Origin of the sequence: Paenibacillus sp. UNC451MF, assembly GCF_000686845.1 — a bacterium.
In the GTDB taxonomy this organism is placed as follows: Bacteria; Bacillota; Bacilli; order Paenibacillales; family NBRC-103111; genus Paenibacillus_S.
Window position 1 is genome coordinate 163,600 of the sequence record NZ_JMLS01000017.1, and the last position, 19,378, is coordinate 182,977.

Here is a 19,378-nt window from a genome sequence, read left to right on the forward strand (position 1 = left end):
ATGATAGGAGATATGAAGAAGAATTTTTTTAATAAAGAGGTTGTAAACGGCTTATTGAACAGGCTACTGGGTTCAGCGAATCGAGAACAATTTGATCTGGAAGAGATTGCACAGGAGAATGGACTTGATGTGTTTGAAATTGAAAACAGAGGTAAACGCGTCGTGCTCCGGGGCTCTAACGGCATCAGTCTTGCTTCCGCTCTCCACTGGTATTTGAAATATAGTTGCCATGCTCATATATCCTGGTCGGGAAATCAGCTTTCATTGCCGGAGCAGCTTCCTCAGGCAGTAGAGATTCGTAATACGACGCCATACCGCCACCGCTATATGTACAACTTCTGCACCTTCAATTATTCGATGACTTGGTGGGATTGGGAGCGTTGGGAGCGCGAAATCGATTGGATGGCTCTGCACGGGATCAATATGCCGCTCTCCGTAACCGGACAGGAAGCGGTTTGGATGGCGACCGGGCGCAGACTCGGGCTGTCAGACGAAGATATGCTGCAGCATTTGACAGGACCGGCATATTTGGCATGGCACTATATGGGAAATGTAGACGGTATGGGAGGACCACTTCCGCAAAGCTGGATCGACGGGCAGCAGGAGCTGCAGCAGCAAATACTTGAGCGCGAGCGGCAATTCGGTATGACACCGGTACTTGCGGGATTCTACGGTCATGTACCAGCTGTATTGAGAGAGAAGCGTCCCGGCGCGAATATCACGCAGCTTAAGTCATGGTTCGGTATGCCCGGCATTCACTTCCTCGATCCTCGCGACCCGTTGTTTGACGAGGCAGCTGCTATTTTTTACGAGGAACAGGAAAGGCTCTATGGCACGAACCATTTGTATGCTATGGATCTGTTCCATGAAGGCAAATCTCCTGACAACTCGCCAGAATATGTGACGGCGTCAGCAAAGGCTGTTTGTCAAAGCATGTTGAACCACGACACAGAGGGAGTTTGGGTCATGCAAAGCTGGTCGATGTCAGAGCCGATTGTGCGAGCGCTCCCAGAGCGGCATCTTCTGATGCTGGATCTGTATGCGGAGAATAACGCCAAGTGGAAGCAAACCCATGCCTTCTACGGCAAACCGTGGGTTTGGTGCATGCTGCATAATTTCGGAGGGCGCAACGGAATGTTCGGCGATTTGGAGGCTGTGGCGCAAGGTCCGGCGCAGGCGCTTCACGATCCGGGGAAGGGCGATATGGCAGGAATCGGATTCGCTCCCGAAGCCATAGAAGAAAACCCTGTATTTTACGAGCTGCTGAGTGAAATGGTTTGGCGGAAGGAAGCTCCCGAGCTGGATAAGTGGGTGCCAACTTATTTGCAACGCCGTTATGGGAGCCACAATGAAACAGCAGTGGAAGCGTGGCATTGGCTACGACGGTCGGTATATTCCAAAAATTCGAATTATGAAACCGTCGTTTGTGCCAGACCCAAGCTGGAGATCAGACGAACATGCAATGGAACTGTAGTCCCCTTTTACGATGTACGAATGCTGCTACGTGCATGGGAGTGTTTGTTGGGTTCTGGGGATGAATTGCGGTCATCTGCCAATTACCAGTACGATCTTGTCAATGTAGGCCGTCAAGTGCTGTCTGATATCGCCAGGCCTCTGCACTTGAAAATGATCGAGTCGTTTCGGCAAAAAGACCGCACGCTGTTCAATCACAATTGGAGCGCATTGGAGACACTGATCAGTGATCTGGATGAGTTGCTTGCAACGAATGTTCATTTTCTTACAGGACCTTGGGTAAACAGTGCGAAGAAGTGGGGGGGCAATACCGAAGAGAAGGCGCTTCACGAGTTCAATGCCCGCACGATCATCTCCACCTGGTGGCCTGAAGTCACTTTCGACGACTATGCACACAAACAGTGGTCCGGTATTATGTCAAGCTTTTATCTGGAAAGGTGGAGAAGATTCGCCGTCTGTTTGGAAGCTGCTATCGACGAACCGGATGCATTCGACCAGGAAGCCTTTGACCTTGATATTCGCAAATGGGAGCTAGACTGGATGAAGGGAAGCGATGCGTTTGCCACAGAACCGGCAGGGGACCCCGTAGCCGTATCCCGTCGGTTGTGCGAGACATATGCGTCTTGGGTCGACCATTTCTGGAATAAATAATACTATTCAAAAAGGTTGCTCCTTATAATAAAGCCAACCTCCTATTCCGAGAACCGGAGTAGGGGGTTGTTTGTGTTCATTTTTCACTTTATATTTGATACAAAACACTAAACAGCAACTTAGAACTGTTAAAGCGGTATAATGAAATAATCGATGCCAATACGTTTAGGTAAAAACTGTTATGGAAGAGACTGGAAGGATCATGTAAAATAGGAATGCAGATCAGAACAGCTGCGGTTGAGACTGAATAATGGGAGAGGATAATTACGATAAGAGAACTAAATGAGTTCAACTTACAGCAATCTTTAGGTGTTGAGAAAGGGGTACACTTTGCAACTCTGTATACGTGAATATGAAAGTCATGATTTGGAGCAGGTACTGAAATTATCACATGCTTTTTATGCTGGAATTCAGGGTTCATTTTCGTTGGTTGACAATATAATGGGAAATCGAATGATTGCGAAGTATGTGATAAGTGATTTGGAAACTGGACTCATTTATGGATATGCACTACTAGCAGAACAGATTATGCAAAAAATCAAGTTAAGATTAGAGTTTGTCGTAAAAAACGACTTCACGCTGATGGAGGTAATTCATGAACTTTACAACAAAATAGAAAATGTCATAAAAAAGGTGGCCCCCTACACAGTCGAAACAAGAATGTTCACTCCAAATTCGAAAGAAATCAATTTTTTTACAGGAAAAGGGTTTAAAGAAAATCATCGTATGGTAAAACAGATTCTTCATATTCAGTCAGCTAACATAGATTCTATTACTGGTCTTGAGAATGATCTGCAGAATAAAGGAATCATTATCAGCACGTTGGCTGAAGAGAAAGTCTATCGCTCAGAGTCCTTGAATGATTTAAAAAGACTTATACTTGACACCAATCCCGATTTTCCAAACGAGCTCCCATCACATTTAATGCAACCAAATAAGGATACATCATGGTTGAACAAATCAGAACTAATTCCAGAGGCATTTTTTATCGCAATTCAAGAAGGATGTTATGTCGGTTATTCATGTCTATTTAAGGGTCCAAATAACTCATTGATTCAAGGTAATACAGCTATTTGCAGGGATTTAAGAAATCTCGGAATTGCTACATTACTGAAATTGAGAGGGATCTCTTTCGCCAAGATGAATAGCTTTGACATTATCTATACAGCAAATCGAGATTCGAATAGATCCATGGCAAGGATTAATGAAAAGCTTGGGTGGATTATGTACGATAGTGAAATTCGTATGGAGAAGATAGTAAATAAACAATACGGAATTTAATAATGTCAGTTAATATAATCATTGTTTGCTGTTTTGAATAGGACAGGTGATGTTAGAAGAGGAGTTGTAACCGCTATCTATCCAGCACTTAGAGAAGCGAAAGGACAATAGCGGTTTTTTGGGGATACGATCGAGAACTTAGCCTTTTTCCAGATGAGTCTACAGGGAAATGTAAATACTACTCTACGGGACAATAGCCCCGAATCGTTCCAATTCACGACGCAGACGGTCAATAGGAACGTCTCGTACCGAACTTCGCTCTTCAACTGCAATCGCTGCAGCCATTCCTGCTACCTGTCCGGTGGCCATACAGCTGGCTTGAACGCGAAATGCCGAATTCGCCATCCTGTCGCCGGAAACGCAGCGGCCGGCAACGAGTAGGTCATCGCTTCCTTTCGGAATTAATGCCCGGTAAGGCAGTGTGGGTACAACTCCCGGCGCAATCATTTTTTGCTCGATATGAAAGTCGCTATGATGGTGCAAATCGATCGGATAAAAGCTGTTGCAGACCGCATCCGGCCATACATATCCGGACACATATGCTAATTCGTCCACGACCGCTTCTCCATCGATGCGCCAAGTTTCACGAATTCCGCATTCGTTCGCAAAATATCGGACCTCCAGCTTTTCGCAGCCAGGAACACTTCGCAGCATTGTTACAGTATCTAGCAAATATTGTCTTGCTTGGATCTCCGCAAGCGTCTTCGTCTCCGAATCTGAACCATCAATCCCCTGAATATGCATATGAATACGCCCCGACTTCAGATCATGGTACAAATTGTTTCGGCTGCGGCCGATGACTCCGTTTCGATAGGCATCCTCATATATCCGATTCAGCTCTTTTTCGTTCACAGCCGTGAGATCGTAACCATCAATATCATTGATCAGCGTTCCCGGTTGAAGCTGCTCTCCTTTCATGCGCGAGTATCCCATTATTCCCGTTACATTAGCATCACCGGTCGCATCAATAAGCTTGCTGGCCTTAAACCACTTTAAGCCCTCCTTGCCGACCAGCGCTACATAGTTTCCATCATCTCGTTTTACAACGGCAGCCGGCATTTCATGAAATCTTAGACACACGCCTGCTTCAAGACACATCTGATCCAGCACCGAACAATAAATAAACCGGTTCACCCCTATTTGTTGCATCCAATGCTTTTGCGGGATAATGGAGAAGTCAGGAAGTTCCGCTCCACCCAACGACGCAGTACGTTCAATAATTTCCCACCCGATACCCCGTATCACCTGCTTACCCCAAGCATGAAAGAGGCCAGGAAAATTGACCGATGCTACGGTTGTCGTTCCGCCGAGGACACCGTTTTTTTCTACTAGCGCTGTCCGTTTTCCAGCACGAGCTGCTTGAATTGCCGCCACACATCCAGCTGATCCGCCACCGAAAACTATGATGTCATATTCTTCTTGTACCGTAATACTTGCATGTATAGGGTTGTCTGCCAACAATCCGGCGTTTTGCTCCATATTCATTTTCTCACCGCTTCCAAAGCTTTATTGGCCTGCTCCTCAGTCTCTCTCAGTGCAGTATTCAGATCCATATTGCCCACAATGACCTTTGCCAGATTCACGCTAAGCGGCGTTGATATCAAGCCATCATTTGCGGAACGGATGATTGGAGCAGCAGGCTTATTCGTCGATAGCGCCTCAATGATTTGTTTATCTTTATAGGTTGTATCCTGACCGAATGCATCTCGGACAGCCTGGCTTTTTACGACAGGTATAAAGCCCTTCTTCGATAGAGTCGTCTGGAATTCGTCCGAAACTAGAAATTTCAAAACTTCCATCCCCTGATCCTTATACTTGCTCGTACTCGTAATAAAGAGGCCATTCGGATAAGGCTGGGAGCCTACTCCCGGCAAATCGCTGAACACAGGCAAGCTGACAATCCCCCAGTTGAATGTGTTAAAGTCAGGCTGCATTTGCAGGTAAAAATTCATAACAAACATAGCCATATTTTTGTCTTTCATAAAGTTGTCGTTATTGAATGTTTTATTTAATGAGGTTAAATATCCGCGATAACCGTCCGCAAAGGTCGGCTCCAGAATGGTTTTGCTGATCAGCTTGTAATAATCACTAGTATTGATTGCCGCTTTTCCCGTCGCCTCATTGATAAAAGGCAAAGAGTACGGATTCATCGTCAACATGTGATTGATGGAAACGCCAAGACCAATGTACTGTCGATCTTCGAAACGGGTTAACCTATTTCCCAACGCAATAGCCTCATCCCAAGTCATTCCATTTTTAGGATAAGGGACGCCGAATTTATCGAAAATGTCCTTGTTGTAATAAAGCACCAGCCCTCCATCATGAAGCGGAAAACCGTACAATTTCCCTTGATCGCTTAGCGATTGGAATACAGCAGGTTCGAACCGTTCCATATCAATTTTATGTGTCTTAATAAGCGGAGTCAGATCATAGTTGAAACCGTTATCAATTATATTGGTGCGCATGCCCCCTATTGAATCATGAATCAGGTCGATTGTTTGACCGGAAGTGATTACATTTTGAAGCGAGTTTTGAGCGTTTCCCTGAATGTAGGTGAATTTGTACTTCGGAAACTTTTGTTTAAGTGCTGTCCCAAACCGTTCATTCCATACTTCTTCCGAATTGCCGACCGCACCAAAAACAACGAGTTCAGCTGGCTCATCGGTATACGTTTTTGATTCAGCATCGGGTATCGGTTGTTCCGATAGGTTCAACGTTTCGCTGCATGCCACCAAAACGAAAGCCATTAGCAGACACGTTGCGAATGCCTTACAATTGGTCTTTCTCATGGTACGTACAACCCCTTTGTTTTATGGGATATAGCAGGCCTGCTATCCTCATTTATTGTAGGTGAATGGATTTACTTTCTCCATACACTTTTGTAAGCTAAATGATATACAAATGATCCTAGCTAAAGAACAAGTCGTTCACGGATGATCTTACAGAAGAGGGGAAATCTATTGAATATTCCGTTAATCGGACTTATCCCGCAATTGACGTATTTTCGGCACGTGGTTCGACGAGAACAATTTTTTGAATATGAGAGTATTCAGAAGGAATGGCTCTTATTTGCTGTAGAGGACGGATCGTTTTATTTTGAAATCGAACACCATCACGCAACCGCCTCTTTCGGCGATCTCGTCTTCTGTCCACCTGGCGTCGTGTTTCGTCGGGTTGTCATCTCTCCCGTCACGCTCTTTGTACTCCGGATGGGGTGGAGGGACGATCAGGGGAATGAACTCAATCCTATGCAGCTCGATAGTCTTCCGATTGGTAAAGTCAGCTTGCGCAATATGGAAAAGCTTCTTGCCGATTACACTGCATTAAAACAGAACAATTACCTTGACGAGCGATGGAACATGGTTATTAAAAGCCATTATCTGCACCATATCTGGCTTCTGCATTGCGAAGAAGCGGAAGACTTGCCGACCGTAGTGGTTCCCCGTACCTCAGATCCACTCGTTCAGAAGGCGACTAAGCTTATTCAGACGCAAGCATTTGAGCAGTTAAGCTTGAATTCGATCGCCTCAACCCTTGGAATTAGCAGGGTGCAGTTATGCCAAAAGTTCCAAGAGGAACTAGGGACGACTCCAATCAAATATCTCACCGCCCTTCGTATCGAGAAAGCCAAGAAGCTGCTTACCGAAACGAATTTGACGCTGGATCAAATATCGGAATGCTGTGGCTATCAGAACGGGTTTTACTTAAGCCGTGTATTTAAACACAATTGCTCGATGACTCCCAAACAATACCGTAAGGAACATCGCCTGTAGGGACATCTCATAGTTAACGGACAGGATTATGTGATGATAAGCAAGTCATAGGCAAGTAGTTCGATAATGTGGAGGAATAAACCATGTCTTATCCATTCGATTGCATTACCAACTTTATTTTCGTTGAAACCGAAATTGCTCCAGCAGATGTGATTTTAGTTCCTGGTGCAAGTCATCCACAATTAATGGAAAAAGCGGCTTCCTTGTATCTACAGGGACTAGCGCCGTATATACTTCCATCTGGCGGAGCTAACCAATATGTAGAAACCACTGAATGGGATTTTTTACGGAATATTGCCATTGCGAATGGAGTGCCTGAAGAAGCCATTTTAAAGGAAGATAAAGCACAAAATACTTTTCAAAATGCTCGTTTTTCGCTGGAGGTTCTAAAAAATAAAGGAGTTTCCCCTAAAAAAGTTATATTGGTTTGTAAAGCAGGACACTCTCGTCGAGCATTATTAACTTATCAAACCGTGTTTCCAAAAGAAACTGAATTCTTCATCTCGCCTGTAATCGACAGAGCAGGAATAACCAAGGAAAACTGGTTTTTATCTGAAGTTGGGGTAAGTCGTATAATGACTGAAGTTGAGAAAATCGGTAAATACTTTGGTCATTCTATTTTAAATTGGGTTAAATAAAAGAAATACCGGCTACTGATGAATTCAGTAGCCGGTTTTAGCGTCATTTTGTACCAAAAACCGAATATTGTTCAAGCTTGAAAAAGAAATCCTTGAAGATCGGGTCTCTATGCACAAAATTAGCATAACGGATGAAATGGCGCGAGTTATCTTGACTCCAGGTGATCTGATTCGTCAATAGGGGACTATGGACAAGTGCGGTTGGAACGGTAGCAGGGTTAACTAACCACGCGATTACGGAAATGTCCCAGATGACACGGGAGTATGCAAAATGGTCCTTACTGCATGCTTCATAACGTTCCGCGAGGAAATCTCCGATAGATCCTTTGCCCTTAACATATCGCTCCACTTCGGGAAGCGTCGTTAATAAGTGGGATGCTACGCCGACACATGGGATGAGTACAAGCGGCACGCCACAATCAAACAGGATTTGGGCTGAGAGAACGTCCTGCTTCAGATTGAATTCATTCGTATCAGCCCAATCGAGATGGTGACCTCCCAACCAAACGACAACGATTCTTTCTATAATCTTGGGTTCAAGCAGGATTGCTGAAGCAACGTTGGTGATTGCACCTATGCCAACTACATATAATGGTTCATTATCCGGAGCAGCCATGGCACGTGCAATAAGATCACGGGCAGCCGGACTATCTACCGGCTCTTCAGCCGCTCGCAAGAACCTCTCAGAACCTCGAAAGACGAAGTCCTCCGCATGAACATTCATTCTTTGCAAAATACGAATAATTTCGTCATAACTTTTTTTCATCCCGTCCTTGGGACCTTCGGACAAGTGGTTAAAAAACGGTGCAGCATAAATCGCATGCAGATTGATTTTTTCTTTGGATAACAACGTGTAGACAATAGCGAATTGATCGTCGATTTCATTAAACGTGTCCGTATCAAGCACGACATTTACCATGCCTAACGGCGGCTGCAAGCGCCGAATAAGCTGTTCTTCATGGATTCTCGGGAATTTGACCGGCATAGGAATTCACCTTTCTTTTTGTGATTGAGATAAGTTTTCTATATCTTTTGGTTATTTCATGATGAATTATAACGAAGAAGGTATGTGAATTATATATTTATTCGGAGGTTCTTTTATATATATCGGCTTTATAAACAACGGAAGACGATCTGGCTTAGTTGGGATGGTCTCTTTTCAACGCGAATCTATTCAGATGCTTATAAATAGCCAAAAAGTATAATTGAGTATCCGAAAAATGATAAGATTCGTGAACGATGATGCAGATAAGGAGAGACGACGTTAAATCATGATAATTTTTTGAGGCATGCTCCGAATGATCATCAAGATATGTTAAAAAAAGCCGAAAGATATAAATGAATTCTCCGAATAATTATATTATTCATCCCTAAGCGCCAGTATAATTTTGTCATGATTCATATAAATCGTTTGAATGAACAAGTCAATGATAAGGAGGGCGATTGCAGCAGATCATTTTTTGCCAACTTAATTTGAGTGTCTTTAATGAAAGCGCTTTATACGAGGATAATATGTGACTTGAGGCTTTGAAAACGGGGGATAGGTTTCCAACGGTGTGTGAGTTGGGACCGAACCATTATAACAATTAGAAAGGGAGGAAGCAGTAATGTTCACAAAAAGCGTCGTGTTGACAGTAACAGCAGCAAGCCTCTTGACAATCATGGCCGGATGTACACCACCTTCGGTAGAAGAGAAGAAACCAGAGACCTCACAGCAGCCGAAGATCGAAGTTCCGCAAGGCCCGGTGACCTTCAAAGTCGCTTCGAGCAGGACTAAGGATAGCTTCGAGGAGGTAACCAAGTCTATTCGTGCGAAATATCCGAACGTTAAATTGGAATTCATGACCAATTACAAGCTTGAAGAGAAGACGCTTAGAGAGATGATCGCATCGGGGGATGTGCCAGATATTTTCGACGTTGCTACAACCCATATTCCAATTATCCTAGACTTAGACTTTCCTCTTGATCTCGAGCCGATAATCCAAAAGTATAATGTAAACCTCAGCCATATCGATCAGGAAGCGCTAAAAGACATTCGTGCTTATAATGGGAAGCAGATGATGATACCGACGAACTTGACGCCGCCAATGGCACTTTTTTACAACAAAGATTTATTTGACCGTTATGGTGTACCGTACCCGAAGGTCGGAAGTACGTGGGATGAACTGATGGATTCAGCCAAAAAGCTGTCACGTTCCGATGGTGGTATTAACTACATGGGGTTGTCTACAAGCAATAACGCCAACTATATGGTTAAACAGATGTCTCTGTCTTATATTGACCCCCAAAATGGTAGATCCGGCTTAGTCTCGAACGAAGGATGGAAAAGAATGTTTGAGAAGTGGAAGGATATCTACAGTATCCCGGGCAATTACCCAACGGGTACAAGATTCACCGCTGGAACGAATTATTTCCTGAAGGATAAGAACCTGGCCATGTATCCGTTCTATCTCTTTTTGCTGCAAGAGAAGGCATTTCAGGATGCTGCGAGCAGTGGGTTTAATTGGGGAGTAACGACTTGGCCAACCTTTAAAGATGCTCCGGGGGTTGGTTTTGGGAGCTTTTCCGGAGGATTTATGATTAGCAAATCGAATAAGTATCCAGAATTTGCTTTTCAAGTCATGATGACCTTGATGTCGGATGAAGGGCAGATCGATCTGGCGAAGAATGGCATGACACCGAGTGTGACAAAGCCGGAGCTCCGCAGCCACATCTATGAAGGCAATCCGGTTGTGAATCAAATCCCTAAAGACATATTGACCGCCATTTATAACACGAAAGAACCAAAGCCAGTTTTCAGAACTAAATATGATACAACCGCTTTAAGCATCGTAACGAAATATATGCATGAATATCTTGATGGCAAAACAGATTTGAACACAGTGCTCTTAAGAGCGGATGAGGAAATCAATAAGGTTATCGAAGCGGATAAGAAATAAGAGAACGTAACATCGGTGCTAGTAGCTTCGCTATGATGCGTAAAGACGGTTCCTGGGTATCCAGGAGTCGTCTTTTGTTGTAGTCTTTGCATAGGACTGCATTTGGGAAAGCAGTGGGAAGTGCTAAGCAAATATTTGGGGTTTTCAACACCCAGGAGGGAGTAAACATGAACGTTATTCTCAATTTGTTTCATACGGTAACTCGCGCTGCGGACAGTTATATTCATTTTCACACTCACAACGGTTTTGAAATCGTATATTACGTCAACGGAAGTGGTACGACGCAGATTGACAAAGAGAAATTTGATTATGATGCCAGTTGTTTCTCTGTCAGTCAGCCGGGTTGCCGACATGATGAATACCGTCGTACTACCACGGATGTAATCTATCTCGTTTTTAACTGCAATATCTCAACGATCCCACTTCGGAATGGTCTATACCGCGATCCCGACGGAACCATCTGTAAGCTGCTGCAGCGGATGGCTGCAGAACTCTCTTGCAAGTCGAAATACTATGATATCCTTCTTCGCTGCCTCCTAATGGAAGTTATTGTAGAGATCGGCCGGATCACGAATGTTGAGACGGTAGAAGAGGCAGACGATAACCTGATCTATGCTAAAAACTACATCGAGCAATATCACGGTGAGAAAATGGATCTGCAAGGTCTTGCCAAAACGCTAGGTTACAGCTATGACTACTTTCGTCATTTATTTAAAGACTATACAGGTTATTCGCCTATGCAATATGCCGTTCAACAGCGTCTTGAACGCTCCAGACAGATGCTTACGGAGGGCAGAGAACCGATTACAACGATCTCAATTGAATGCGGCTTCTCCAACAGCCCTCAATTTTGCAAAATGTTCAAGAATCAATTTGGGATGAGCCCGAAGCGATTTCGGGAAAAGCATGGGGTTATGCAAAAGCTATAAATACCAGAATTCCTATTTTTCTGAAAAAGTTATAAAATAAACTACATACAAGCCTTTGGCAGATTGTGGGGGACAAATGATGAAGGGAAATAGCATGCCTGATAGCCTGAACCGCTTATTGCGCCACCGGCTTTCCGGCTTGAGGCTGAATTTGATACATGCAAAGTATTCGGAATGTCCTTCGAACTGGATAAGGCACAATTTCATACCCGAATATAATAAGTTCTACTATATTACCGAAGGTTACGGTTCCATAAAGGTTGGCAACCATATCTTTGAACCAGAGCCGGGGCAGTTGTTCTTTGCCCCAGCAGATATTTTGCAATCCTTTGCAGTGACTAATGGACAGCCTTACCGGATGTATTGGAGTCATTTTATTTCCAATATAGGATTAGGACAATTATTCCAAACGTTCGGTCTCCCGAATATTGTTACTGTGAGGGAGCCTAGCCGATTGCTGGAGCATTTTCGTCAAATGAGTACAAATCGAGAAAGTCCGTTGCCTACGTCTTCTTTGAAAATCCAATCAGCTCTATTTGAAATTCTGTCTTTGTTTATTGATACAGCATTGTCCGAAGGGGCCGTCAGTGTGCCTGTTTTATCTGATAGCAAGCTACTTGACACGATTCAATACATCGATCAAAATCTGTCCAATGAATTTACAATCGACGAGCTGTCGGAAATCGCGCATTTTCATCCAAACTATTTTATACGTTTCTTTAAAATGCATTTGGGTGTTCCACCGATGCGCTATATTTACGAACGGAGACTTGAGAAAGCCAAGGAGCTGCTGGTGAGCACGGACTTGAAGATCAGTGAAATAGCTGATTCCACAGGGTTCTATGAAGCATCCCATTTCTCCACAGCCTTTAAAAAATATACGGGTATTTCGCCGTCGGCGTATAGGAACAAGTAGATGTACCCCTAGCTAAGTGCGTAGGAAAGGAGTTTGGGAACAGAACTTTTACAAAGTTAGTTAGATATAAGCAGTAGTTAATATTATTCATTTCAGTCAAAATGAAAGCGCTTTATAATAAAAAAGCACAAGATTCAGCTGTGCAAGTAAAAGGTTATAGACCCTAGTATGAAAGGGGGAGTAGGCTTTAGACTGATTAGAAGCAGAAGATTCCGGAGGAATACTGCACCGCATTCTATTCAAGCCAATTGGCACTGAAAAGGAGGAAATTATCTTATGTCTAGGTTCTTTGCTATTCTTAAGGTACAAATGAAGTGTCTCGCATTAACCGGATTGCTCTTAACCAGCCTCTCACCGTTTACAGTCGGTCAGGTTCAAGCCGCCGATCCTATGGTGGTTGACAGTTTCAGTGGTCCTGTTACTCAGAATGAAATAAATTCGTTTAAATCCTACATCTTAAGCCTTCAGCCTGTCGTTTGGCCCAATACCGAATCCATGCAAAACGAATATGCCCAAGGGAAAAGTGGCGAAAGCATTAAAGCTATGGGGCTTATGTATGAAATGACAGGTGATACGGCTATTCTTGATCGTATGATCTACTTCTGCGGGGTCCTTCTCTCCCAGCGTAACGATATATTGCCGGCTCCATACGGCCAACGGACCGTATGGACTAATACTATTGCTCCCGTATGGCCGGGCAACAGTACTGGAACCGCGTCCGCAGATTCAGCCAACGGCGACCCGGTCGGTCATCTTGCCAACTGCGCCAGGTTAATCCTTTCAACTCCATCGATTTGGAATACGACGGTTCCGGACGGCAACCCTTATGGTCACGGTGTGACCTATAAACAACGTGCAACCAAATTTTTAACTGAAGCCGATTTTGTAGTCAGCCAGTTCATTTTTCCAAAGCTGCTTAATTTATCGAACGGCAATAAGTACTACTTTTCATCGCAATCCCCTTACATGACCAATGGGGCAATGCCTTGGAACCAGCAAATGATGATTTCGTTCGGCTTGCAAAATCTTGCCGTTGCTCATGAACTTCTGGGAGATAATCCGACGCTTGTATCCCAATATGACAGCATTGTACAGGCGAATGTGAATTGGTTTTTTGCCAACAATTCTGCCAAACAGGTTTATACGAACAGTGCCGGTAATACCACTTACAATTGGGGTTATAACCCTACGCTTCTGAGCGGGGAGGATAACAGTCACGGGAGTCTGGACGTAGCAGGTTTCTATCGCCAATTTTTAAGCGGCCGTTACGGCATAACGGCTGCGCAGCTGAAGCCTCTTGCCAACATGTATGCAGACATTATGATGAGGGGGCCAAACGATTTTGCGGGTAAAGTTGACGGAACGGATGGCTCAGGGAACAGTGCACCTACGACGTATGCCCGGAGCGGATACTTATTCTTGACGGCGCTTCGTCCGGATGTATACAACGCGTTAACCAACGCGGATTCGTCGAGAGCTGGCACAAGCATGGATATATTCTCCCGATTGATGTGGGCAAAAAACAAGAGGTACCAAAATGGCGGGAACCTTGCCTCGGGTAAGACCTACAGTGCCTCCTCGACTTGGAGCTCGTCGTACGACGCTAATAAAGCGTTCGACGGTGACGCTGCAAGCCGTTGGTCGGCGTCAAGCGGCTCTGTGAGTAACCAATGGATCCGTGTTGATTTAGGCACCGCGAAAAATTTTAATCAGGTGTTCGTTAAGGAAATCACCTACAATAGGATTACGTCCTACAAGCTGCAATACTCTAATGACGGAACGACATTTACGGATATTGCTGGTACGTCGGGAACAACGATCGGTGCAGGCAAGTCGATAGATTTTAGTAATATTAGCGCCCGATATTTGCGGCTTTACATCAACTCTGCCAGTCAGGAGCCGACCGTTAACGAGATAGAGGTATACGAATCAAATTGAATCAGGTAATTAAAGTAAACTCGAACTAGATAGTATTCCATTTAAATCATAGTGTACCTGCCATCTTGTTTCTAAGGATCGGCAGGTATTTTTATATTGAACATTTGCTATTTGATCGAACTCTTCAGTTAACTGCACAAGCTGATTGTGTGGAAAAAGTGAGTTATATACAAAAATACCTTGGAAAAAGACATTCCCTTTTTGAGTGAGTGTTATAAAATAAAAATAGGATCGGCAATGGGGACAGGCACAATTTAGTGTGGAACCTACTACCTTGGTGGAACTTTGCATGTCCAGCTTACTTATTGGCATTTAGTTCGTCCTTTCAAGTGCTCGGTGATAGTATACTAAAATGAAGACGCTTGCAAAAGTAAGGGATGTATGTGAGTAGATTTAATTTTGAGGAAATCTTTATTCTACTTTTAGGAGGCAAACTACATGCAAACTGGACCGAAATCGACGATTGAATTGAATGAGGAAGAGAAGCCATCAAGAAGAACACAACGGGTACTACCGTTGAACGAGGTTGAGGTAGTCAGTCCAGACGGCAGAGTGAAGTTCATCGTGGGCTCCAATCCGGAGCGGATAAGCTTCAAAGTGACACTAGATGACACCATCGTCATTGAACCATCCGCATTACACATGATAGTAGACGGTTACCATCTATCTTCGGGTGTCATTTTGGGTGGACTCGAAACGTACAACATAGACGAAACCTATGCGTGGCACGGCGCCCATAGCACAGCAACCAATCAATGCAATGGCGTGAAGATGCAGCTTACCCATGATCTAAGCATGACTTCTTATATTTTGGAAATCCGGGTATTTAATGATGGCGTAGCCTATCGTCATGTCGTTGCAGGTGAGGAAGAGGATGTTCGCGTACCGGACGAAGCTTCCGAGTTCATCCTTCCAGCGGGTTCTACGGTCTGGTTCCACGGGCTAGAAGGACACTACGAAGCTGAATATGCCAAGGAGGAAGTGTCCAATACCCTATCGGGTCAGTGGAGCGGCCCTCCATTGACCTTCCAGCTGCCGGATAATAAGGGGTATGGTGCAATAACTGAAGCCAATCTGGTGAATTATAGCGGAATGGCCTTGGAAAGTGACGGAAGGCGTGGTTGGGTTATTGGTCTTGCTCATCGTCATCCGATAAATTATCCGTATGAGCTTCGATATGGACGTGAAGAGGCGAAACGTCTGGCTACGCCAGCTTCGGTTAACGGCACTGTGACCACGCCTTGGCGCGTGGTGTTGGTGGCTCGTGACTTAAACATGCTTGTGAACTGCGATATTGTGCACAATCTATGTCCTCAGGCGGACACGCGACTGTTCCCTCAACAGGTGAAAACGCCTTGGGTGGAGCCAGGCCTCGCCGTATGGGATTACCTGGACAGGAATTACGAGCCAAGGGAGGGTATCAGTCCTTTGGATCTGATGAAACGCTTCTCCCTAATGGCTAATGAGATTGGTGCCAAATATCACATTCTGGAGGGCTTCGCCTACCGCTGGTCTGACGAAGAAATCCGGGAGTTTGTGGATTACTCGAATGCTCTAGGCGTAAGAGTCATGTTCTGGAGGCACAGCAATCAGTTACGGACTGAGGAGAGCCGAGAACAGTTTTTCTCACGGCTGCATCGACTGGGTGTGAGCGGTGCCAAGATCGACTTCTTTGACCATGAGGCCAAGGAAAATATTGATCTTTACGAGGAGCTGCTCAGATTGGCTGCGGAGTACGAGCTTGTGCTCAACTTCCATGGCTCCAACAAGCCAACAGGCCGCATCCGAACTTGGCCGAATGCCATGATCTATGAAGGAATCCGAGGTATGGAATCAAGCGGGTTGATGAAGCGGGCACGTCACGAGACGATTCTGCCTTTCACTCGCTATTTGGCTGGACCAGCGGATTACACAACGATGATCTTCACGGAACGGAGAAGGGATTCAACTTGGGCGCACCAGATCGCATGCCTTGCGACATTCCACAGTCCGATGCTGACGATCGCTGCGCATCCGCAGAGTGTTCTGGATAATCCAGCTGTGGAAGTTATCAAAAGCATTCAGGCTGTATGGGATGAGACTATAGTGCTGCCGGAGTCGAGGATTGGGGAGCTGACGATCTTCGCAAGGCGGAGCGGCGAGAAATGGATATTAGCGGTCATGAGTGCCAGTCCTGCCCCAAAAATCCAAGTGCCTTTATCCTTCCTTGGTGAGGGGGCATATAAGGCAGTCTTCGTGCATGACAATATGGAAAATGATGGAGCCGTTGTCGTTGAGAATAGCACTTCAGAGCGAACCGAAACGTTGACAATTGAACTGAACAGCGGCGGCGGATTTGTCGGCCTGTTCACAAAGTAACAGCTATAATAACATCAAGCCTTAGCCTAACCTCCATGGTTTGACTAAGGCTTGATCTGTTTCAGTAGCTCGTTTCCGGATACATTACTTTCACCGGATAGGAGAATGATCATGACAAAGAAAAGTTACTTTTTAAAATTGCTGGCTTTCAATATTGCCCTCGTCATCATTTCTGTATCTTTTCTCGGTTACATAGCATATTGGAAAACATCCGGGGTATTAAATGAGAGGATCCACACTGTTAATACAGAGATGTTGATCCAAACACAGCTTCAATTAGAAAACTCGCTTCAATCCATAGAATCCGCCATCGTACAATTGTCATTATCGCCGATCTTCACAAAAATTTTGGAAGATGATTTAAATATCATAAGCTATGATAATTATTTAAAGGTCAGAAACATGGTGCTTGAAATCAGCTCCTTGTACTTACATGACTCCATTATTAATAATATCGAAATCATTAATTTGGAAAAAGGCTGGGTTTTACGCAATGGCGGAGTCCTTGCTATTACCGAGGTATATAATGACGAAGAAATCGAGAAGTTTAGGCAGTCCGGCACCGGGTCATCATGGAGCAAGTTGAATGCCGACTACTTTCAATATACGTTAAAGGTTCCTTTTGCAAGCTTTCAACAGTTTCAAGGTATTATTCGAACGAAGCTGTCCAGTCACGAAATTAATCAAGAGCTGATGGCAAATAAAGAGCTGGGCGAAATCACGTTGATCGACGCTAATGGCCAGATGATTCGAAGCTTTACGCAATATAAGCTGAGAGACGACAATGTTAACGAAATCGTTGACCAAATTCACTCAAGAACTAGTCAGGCTCCACAAGGAACGTTCCTCGCCAAGCTCGGCGACGCCGACTATTCGATAATTTACATGCAGTCCGCCAAATATAAGTGGACGTATGTATCTGTCGTTTCTACCTTAGAGGCCAGACGAGACTCGCGATTTATCGGCTTATTTATTTTCATTACGGGCATTTTCGTGGTAAGCGTGTTTTTTGTTCTTTCTTTATTCGGTACGAGAAGGCTGTATTCACCGATCAAACGGTTATACCAGCTGGTTTCGTTGTACTCCAACGAGAAGTCTCCATTGCAGAGCAATGAACTGGACTTTATGAATAACAAGCTGCTTCTATTTTTTCAGGATAGTAAGAAGCTTCAAGGGCAGCTGGAAATTCAGACGCAGCAGCTGAACGATTTTTTTGCCTTTAAGCTGTTCCAAGGGGAAGTCAAGCAGCGAGAGATTGATAAGAATTGGAGCAATCAAGTTCATTGGTGCCAATTTGGAGTGCTTACTGTACAAATCGATACCATAGAGGGGACCGTATACAAGGATTCCGATAAAGATCTTTTGCTATTTGCGGTCAAAAATATGGGGACTGAAATCGCAGGGGAATTACTTGTGCTGAATCCCGTCATTATGCATAATATAGCCGTCGTTTTAATGGGTGTAAATCATCGCAGCGCTGGGGCATTCAAGGAAGAAATATATTTGCTATCGCGCTCTATTCAGCAAGCTATTAAGCAATATTTGCGGCTGCAAATCAGCATCGGGATCAGTGCACCATTCACCAAATTAGTACAGGCCGGAGTAGCTTTCCACGAAGCAGCCGATGCGCTCAAATCGCGGATTACCCATGGCCGTGAGGCGATATTATTTGCCTCTGAAGTCGATGTAGCCGATGCGGTGAAGGTGAAGTATCCGACACATATTGTGAAAGAATTAACCGATGCCGTCAAATTTGGTGATACCGACCAGTCCAAGCGTTCTCTAAATTCCTTTACCAAGGAAATATTTTCTGGTCAGTACGATTATCGGAATTGCTCCATGTTTGTCTTCCTATTGCTTATGGATTTGATTAAAATTTCTAATCACTCAGATGAAAGATTTCTCAAATTATTCAGGGAAAAGCCGATCTTTGACCAACTGGATTTATTGCTGCAAACGTCTGCTCAGGAAACGGAAGAGTGGATTCATAGTCAGGTTGTAGAGCCGATTATCGAAGAAATTCTTGCAAGGAACGAGACCCAACAAAGGAATATAACGAAAATGCTGATACAGTACATACAGGACGAGTATGATACGGAATTGACTCTAGAAGGCTGCGCATCCCGTCTTCACTACAATCCCAATTATTTGGGGCAAATCTTCAAAAGAGAAACAGGGAGCACCTTCAGTGATTACCTGTCTCAATACCGGCTGATCCTTTCAAAGAAGTTGCTCGTTGAAACCAATGATCAAGTACAAGAAATTGCGGAGAAGCTCCGCTTTAGCAATTCACAGAATTTTATTCGTTATTTTCGCAAAATGGAAGGGATGACGCCGAAACAGTATAGGGATTATGAAGCAAAACGCGGATCTTTGTCCCGATAATCCCTAAACCACTACACTGTGGATTATAGATAACTCTTGTGAACAACGGTGATCACCAAACAACTGCGGGACGGATTATTTACGACTTACAGCCCGG

Annotated in this window: 13 protein-coding genes; 10 read left to right on the forward strand and 3 right to left on the reverse strand. The window is 44.4% G+C overall.

The window, feature by feature from the left end:
- Both BP97_RS0117835 and BP97_RS0117840 read left to right on the forward strand, forming a co-directional pair.
- Positions 1–2,124: an alpha-N-acetylglucosaminidase gene (locus BP97_RS0117835; protein ID WP_051620704.1), complete on the forward strand. Its 2,124-nt coding sequence runs from the start codon at positions 1–3 to the stop codon at positions 2,122–2,124.
- A 366-nt stretch (positions 2,125–2,490) separates the two neighbouring features.
- Positions 2,491–3,405 (forward strand): hypothetical protein, encoded by a 915-nt coding sequence (locus BP97_RS0117840; RefSeq protein ID WP_156043248.1) that lies wholly within the window; start codon positions 2,491–2,493, stop codon positions 3,403–3,405.
- A gap of 183 nt (positions 3,406–3,588) precedes the next feature.
- Here the strand turns inward: BP97_RS0117840 and BP97_RS0117845 are convergent, their stop codons facing one another.
- Together BP97_RS0117845 and BP97_RS0117850 are read right to left on the reverse strand one after the other, a co-directional pair.
- Positions 3,589–4,890 carry an FAD-dependent oxidoreductase gene (locus BP97_RS0117845; RefSeq protein ID WP_081824249.1) on the reverse strand — a complete coding sequence of 434 codons (1,302 nt, stop codon included), beginning with the start codon at positions 4,888–4,890 and terminating at the stop codon, positions 3,589–3,591.
- Positions 4,887–6,194: an ABC transporter substrate-binding protein gene (locus BP97_RS0117850; RefSeq protein ID WP_028550312.1), complete on the reverse strand. Its 1,308-nt coding sequence runs from the start codon at positions 6,192–6,194 to the stop codon at positions 4,887–4,889. Before BP97_RS0117850 ends, BP97_RS0117845 begins: the two co-directional genes overlap by 4 nt.
- 171 nt (positions 6,195–6,365) lie before the next feature.
- On the opposite strand from BP97_RS0117850, the gene BP97_RS0117855 reads away from it, so the two are divergent.
- Both BP97_RS0117855 and BP97_RS0117860 read left to right on the forward strand, forming a co-directional pair.
- Positions 6,366–7,178: an AraC family transcriptional regulator gene (locus BP97_RS0117855; RefSeq protein WP_028550313.1), complete on the forward strand. Its 813-nt coding sequence runs from the start codon at positions 6,366–6,368 to the stop codon at positions 7,176–7,178.
- Between the two features lie 83 nt (positions 7,179–7,261).
- Entirely contained in the window at positions 7,262–7,816 is a 555-nt protein-coding gene (locus BP97_RS0117860) for a YdcF family protein (RefSeq protein WP_028550314.1), read from the forward strand.
- Positions 7,817–7,859: 43 nt separating this feature from the next.
- Here BP97_RS0117860 and BP97_RS36765 read toward each other — a convergent pair whose 3' ends face one another.
- Entirely contained in the window at positions 7,860–8,801 is a 942-nt protein-coding gene (locus BP97_RS36765) for a nucleoside hydrolase (protein WP_036746118.1), read from the reverse strand.
- A gap of 622 nt (positions 8,802–9,423) precedes the next feature.
- Between BP97_RS36765 and BP97_RS0117870 the strand changes: the two genes are divergently transcribed.
- The 6 genes from BP97_RS0117870 to BP97_RS0117895 all read left to right on the forward strand — a co-directional run bounded on the left by BP97_RS0117870 (position 9,424) and on the right by BP97_RS0117895 (position 19,281).
- Positions 9,424–10,755, forward strand: a complete 1,332-nt coding sequence (locus tag BP97_RS0117870) for an ABC transporter substrate-binding protein (RefSeq protein WP_028550315.1) — start codon at positions 9,424–9,426, stop codon at positions 10,753–10,755.
- Positions 10,756–10,922: 167 nt separating this feature from the next.
- Positions 10,923–11,684 (forward strand): AraC family transcriptional regulator, encoded by a 762-nt coding sequence (locus tag BP97_RS0117875; protein ID WP_028550316.1) that lies wholly within the window; start codon positions 10,923–10,925, stop codon positions 11,682–11,684.
- Positions 11,685–11,760: 76 nt separating this feature from the next.
- Positions 11,761–12,600, forward strand: a complete 840-nt coding sequence (locus BP97_RS0117880; RefSeq protein ID WP_081824251.1) for a helix-turn-helix domain-containing protein — start codon at positions 11,761–11,763, stop codon at positions 12,598–12,600.
- 276 nt (positions 12,601–12,876) lie between these two features.
- Positions 12,877–14,538 (forward strand): discoidin domain-containing protein, encoded by a 1,662-nt coding sequence (locus BP97_RS0117885; RefSeq protein WP_028550318.1) that lies wholly within the window; start codon positions 12,877–12,879, stop codon positions 14,536–14,538.
- A gap of 438 nt (positions 14,539–14,976) precedes the next feature.
- Entirely contained in the window at positions 14,977–16,896 is a 1,920-nt protein-coding gene (locus tag BP97_RS36770) for a glycoside hydrolase family 97 protein (RefSeq protein WP_051620705.1), read from the forward strand.
- Between the two features lie 111 nt (positions 16,897–17,007).
- A complete protein-coding gene (locus BP97_RS0117895) occupies positions 17,008–19,281 on the forward strand; it encodes a helix-turn-helix transcriptional regulator (protein WP_028550319.1) in 2,274 nt (757 codons plus the stop codon).
- The last annotated feature ends 97 nt before the right edge of the window (positions 19,282–19,378 follow it).

Excerpts from the sequence above, each read along its gene's own strand:
- BP97_RS0117835 (WP_051620704.1), top strand. The coding sequence starts at position 1 with ATGATAGGAGATATGAAGAAGAATTTTTTTAATAAAGAGGTTGTAAAC.
- BP97_RS0117845 (WP_081824249.1), bottom strand. The coding sequence starts at position 4,890 with ATGAATATGGAGCAAAACGCCGGATTGTTGGCAGACAACCCTATACAT.
- BP97_RS0117850 (WP_028550312.1), bottom strand. The coding sequence starts at position 6,194 with ATGAGAAAGACCAATTGTAAGGCATTCGCAACGTGTCTGCTAATGGCT.
- BP97_RS0117860 (WP_028550314.1), top strand. The coding sequence starts at position 7,262 with ATGTCTTATCCATTCGATTGCATTACCAACTTTATTTTCGTTGAAACC.
- BP97_RS36765 (WP_036746118.1), bottom strand. The coding sequence starts at position 8,801 with ATGCCGGTCAAATTCCCGAGAATCCATGAAGAACAGCTTATTCGGCGC.
- BP97_RS0117870 (WP_028550315.1), top strand. The coding sequence starts at position 9,424 with ATGTTCACAAAAAGCGTCGTGTTGACAGTAACAGCAGCAAGCCTCTTG.
- BP97_RS0117875 (WP_028550316.1), top strand. The coding sequence starts at position 10,923 with ATGAACGTTATTCTCAATTTGTTTCATACGGTAACTCGCGCTGCGGAC.
- BP97_RS0117880 (WP_081824251.1), top strand. The coding sequence starts at position 11,761 with ATGATGAAGGGAAATAGCATGCCTGATAGCCTGAACCGCTTATTGCGC.
- BP97_RS0117885 (WP_028550318.1), top strand. The coding sequence starts at position 12,877 with ATGTCTAGGTTCTTTGCTATTCTTAAGGTACAAATGAAGTGTCTCGCA.
- BP97_RS36770 (WP_051620705.1), top strand. The coding sequence starts at position 14,977 with ATGCAAACTGGACCGAAATCGACGATTGAATTGAATGAGGAAGAGAAG.
- BP97_RS0117895 (WP_028550319.1), top strand. The coding sequence starts at position 17,008 with ATGACAAAGAAAAGTTACTTTTTAAAATTGCTGGCTTTCAATATTGCC.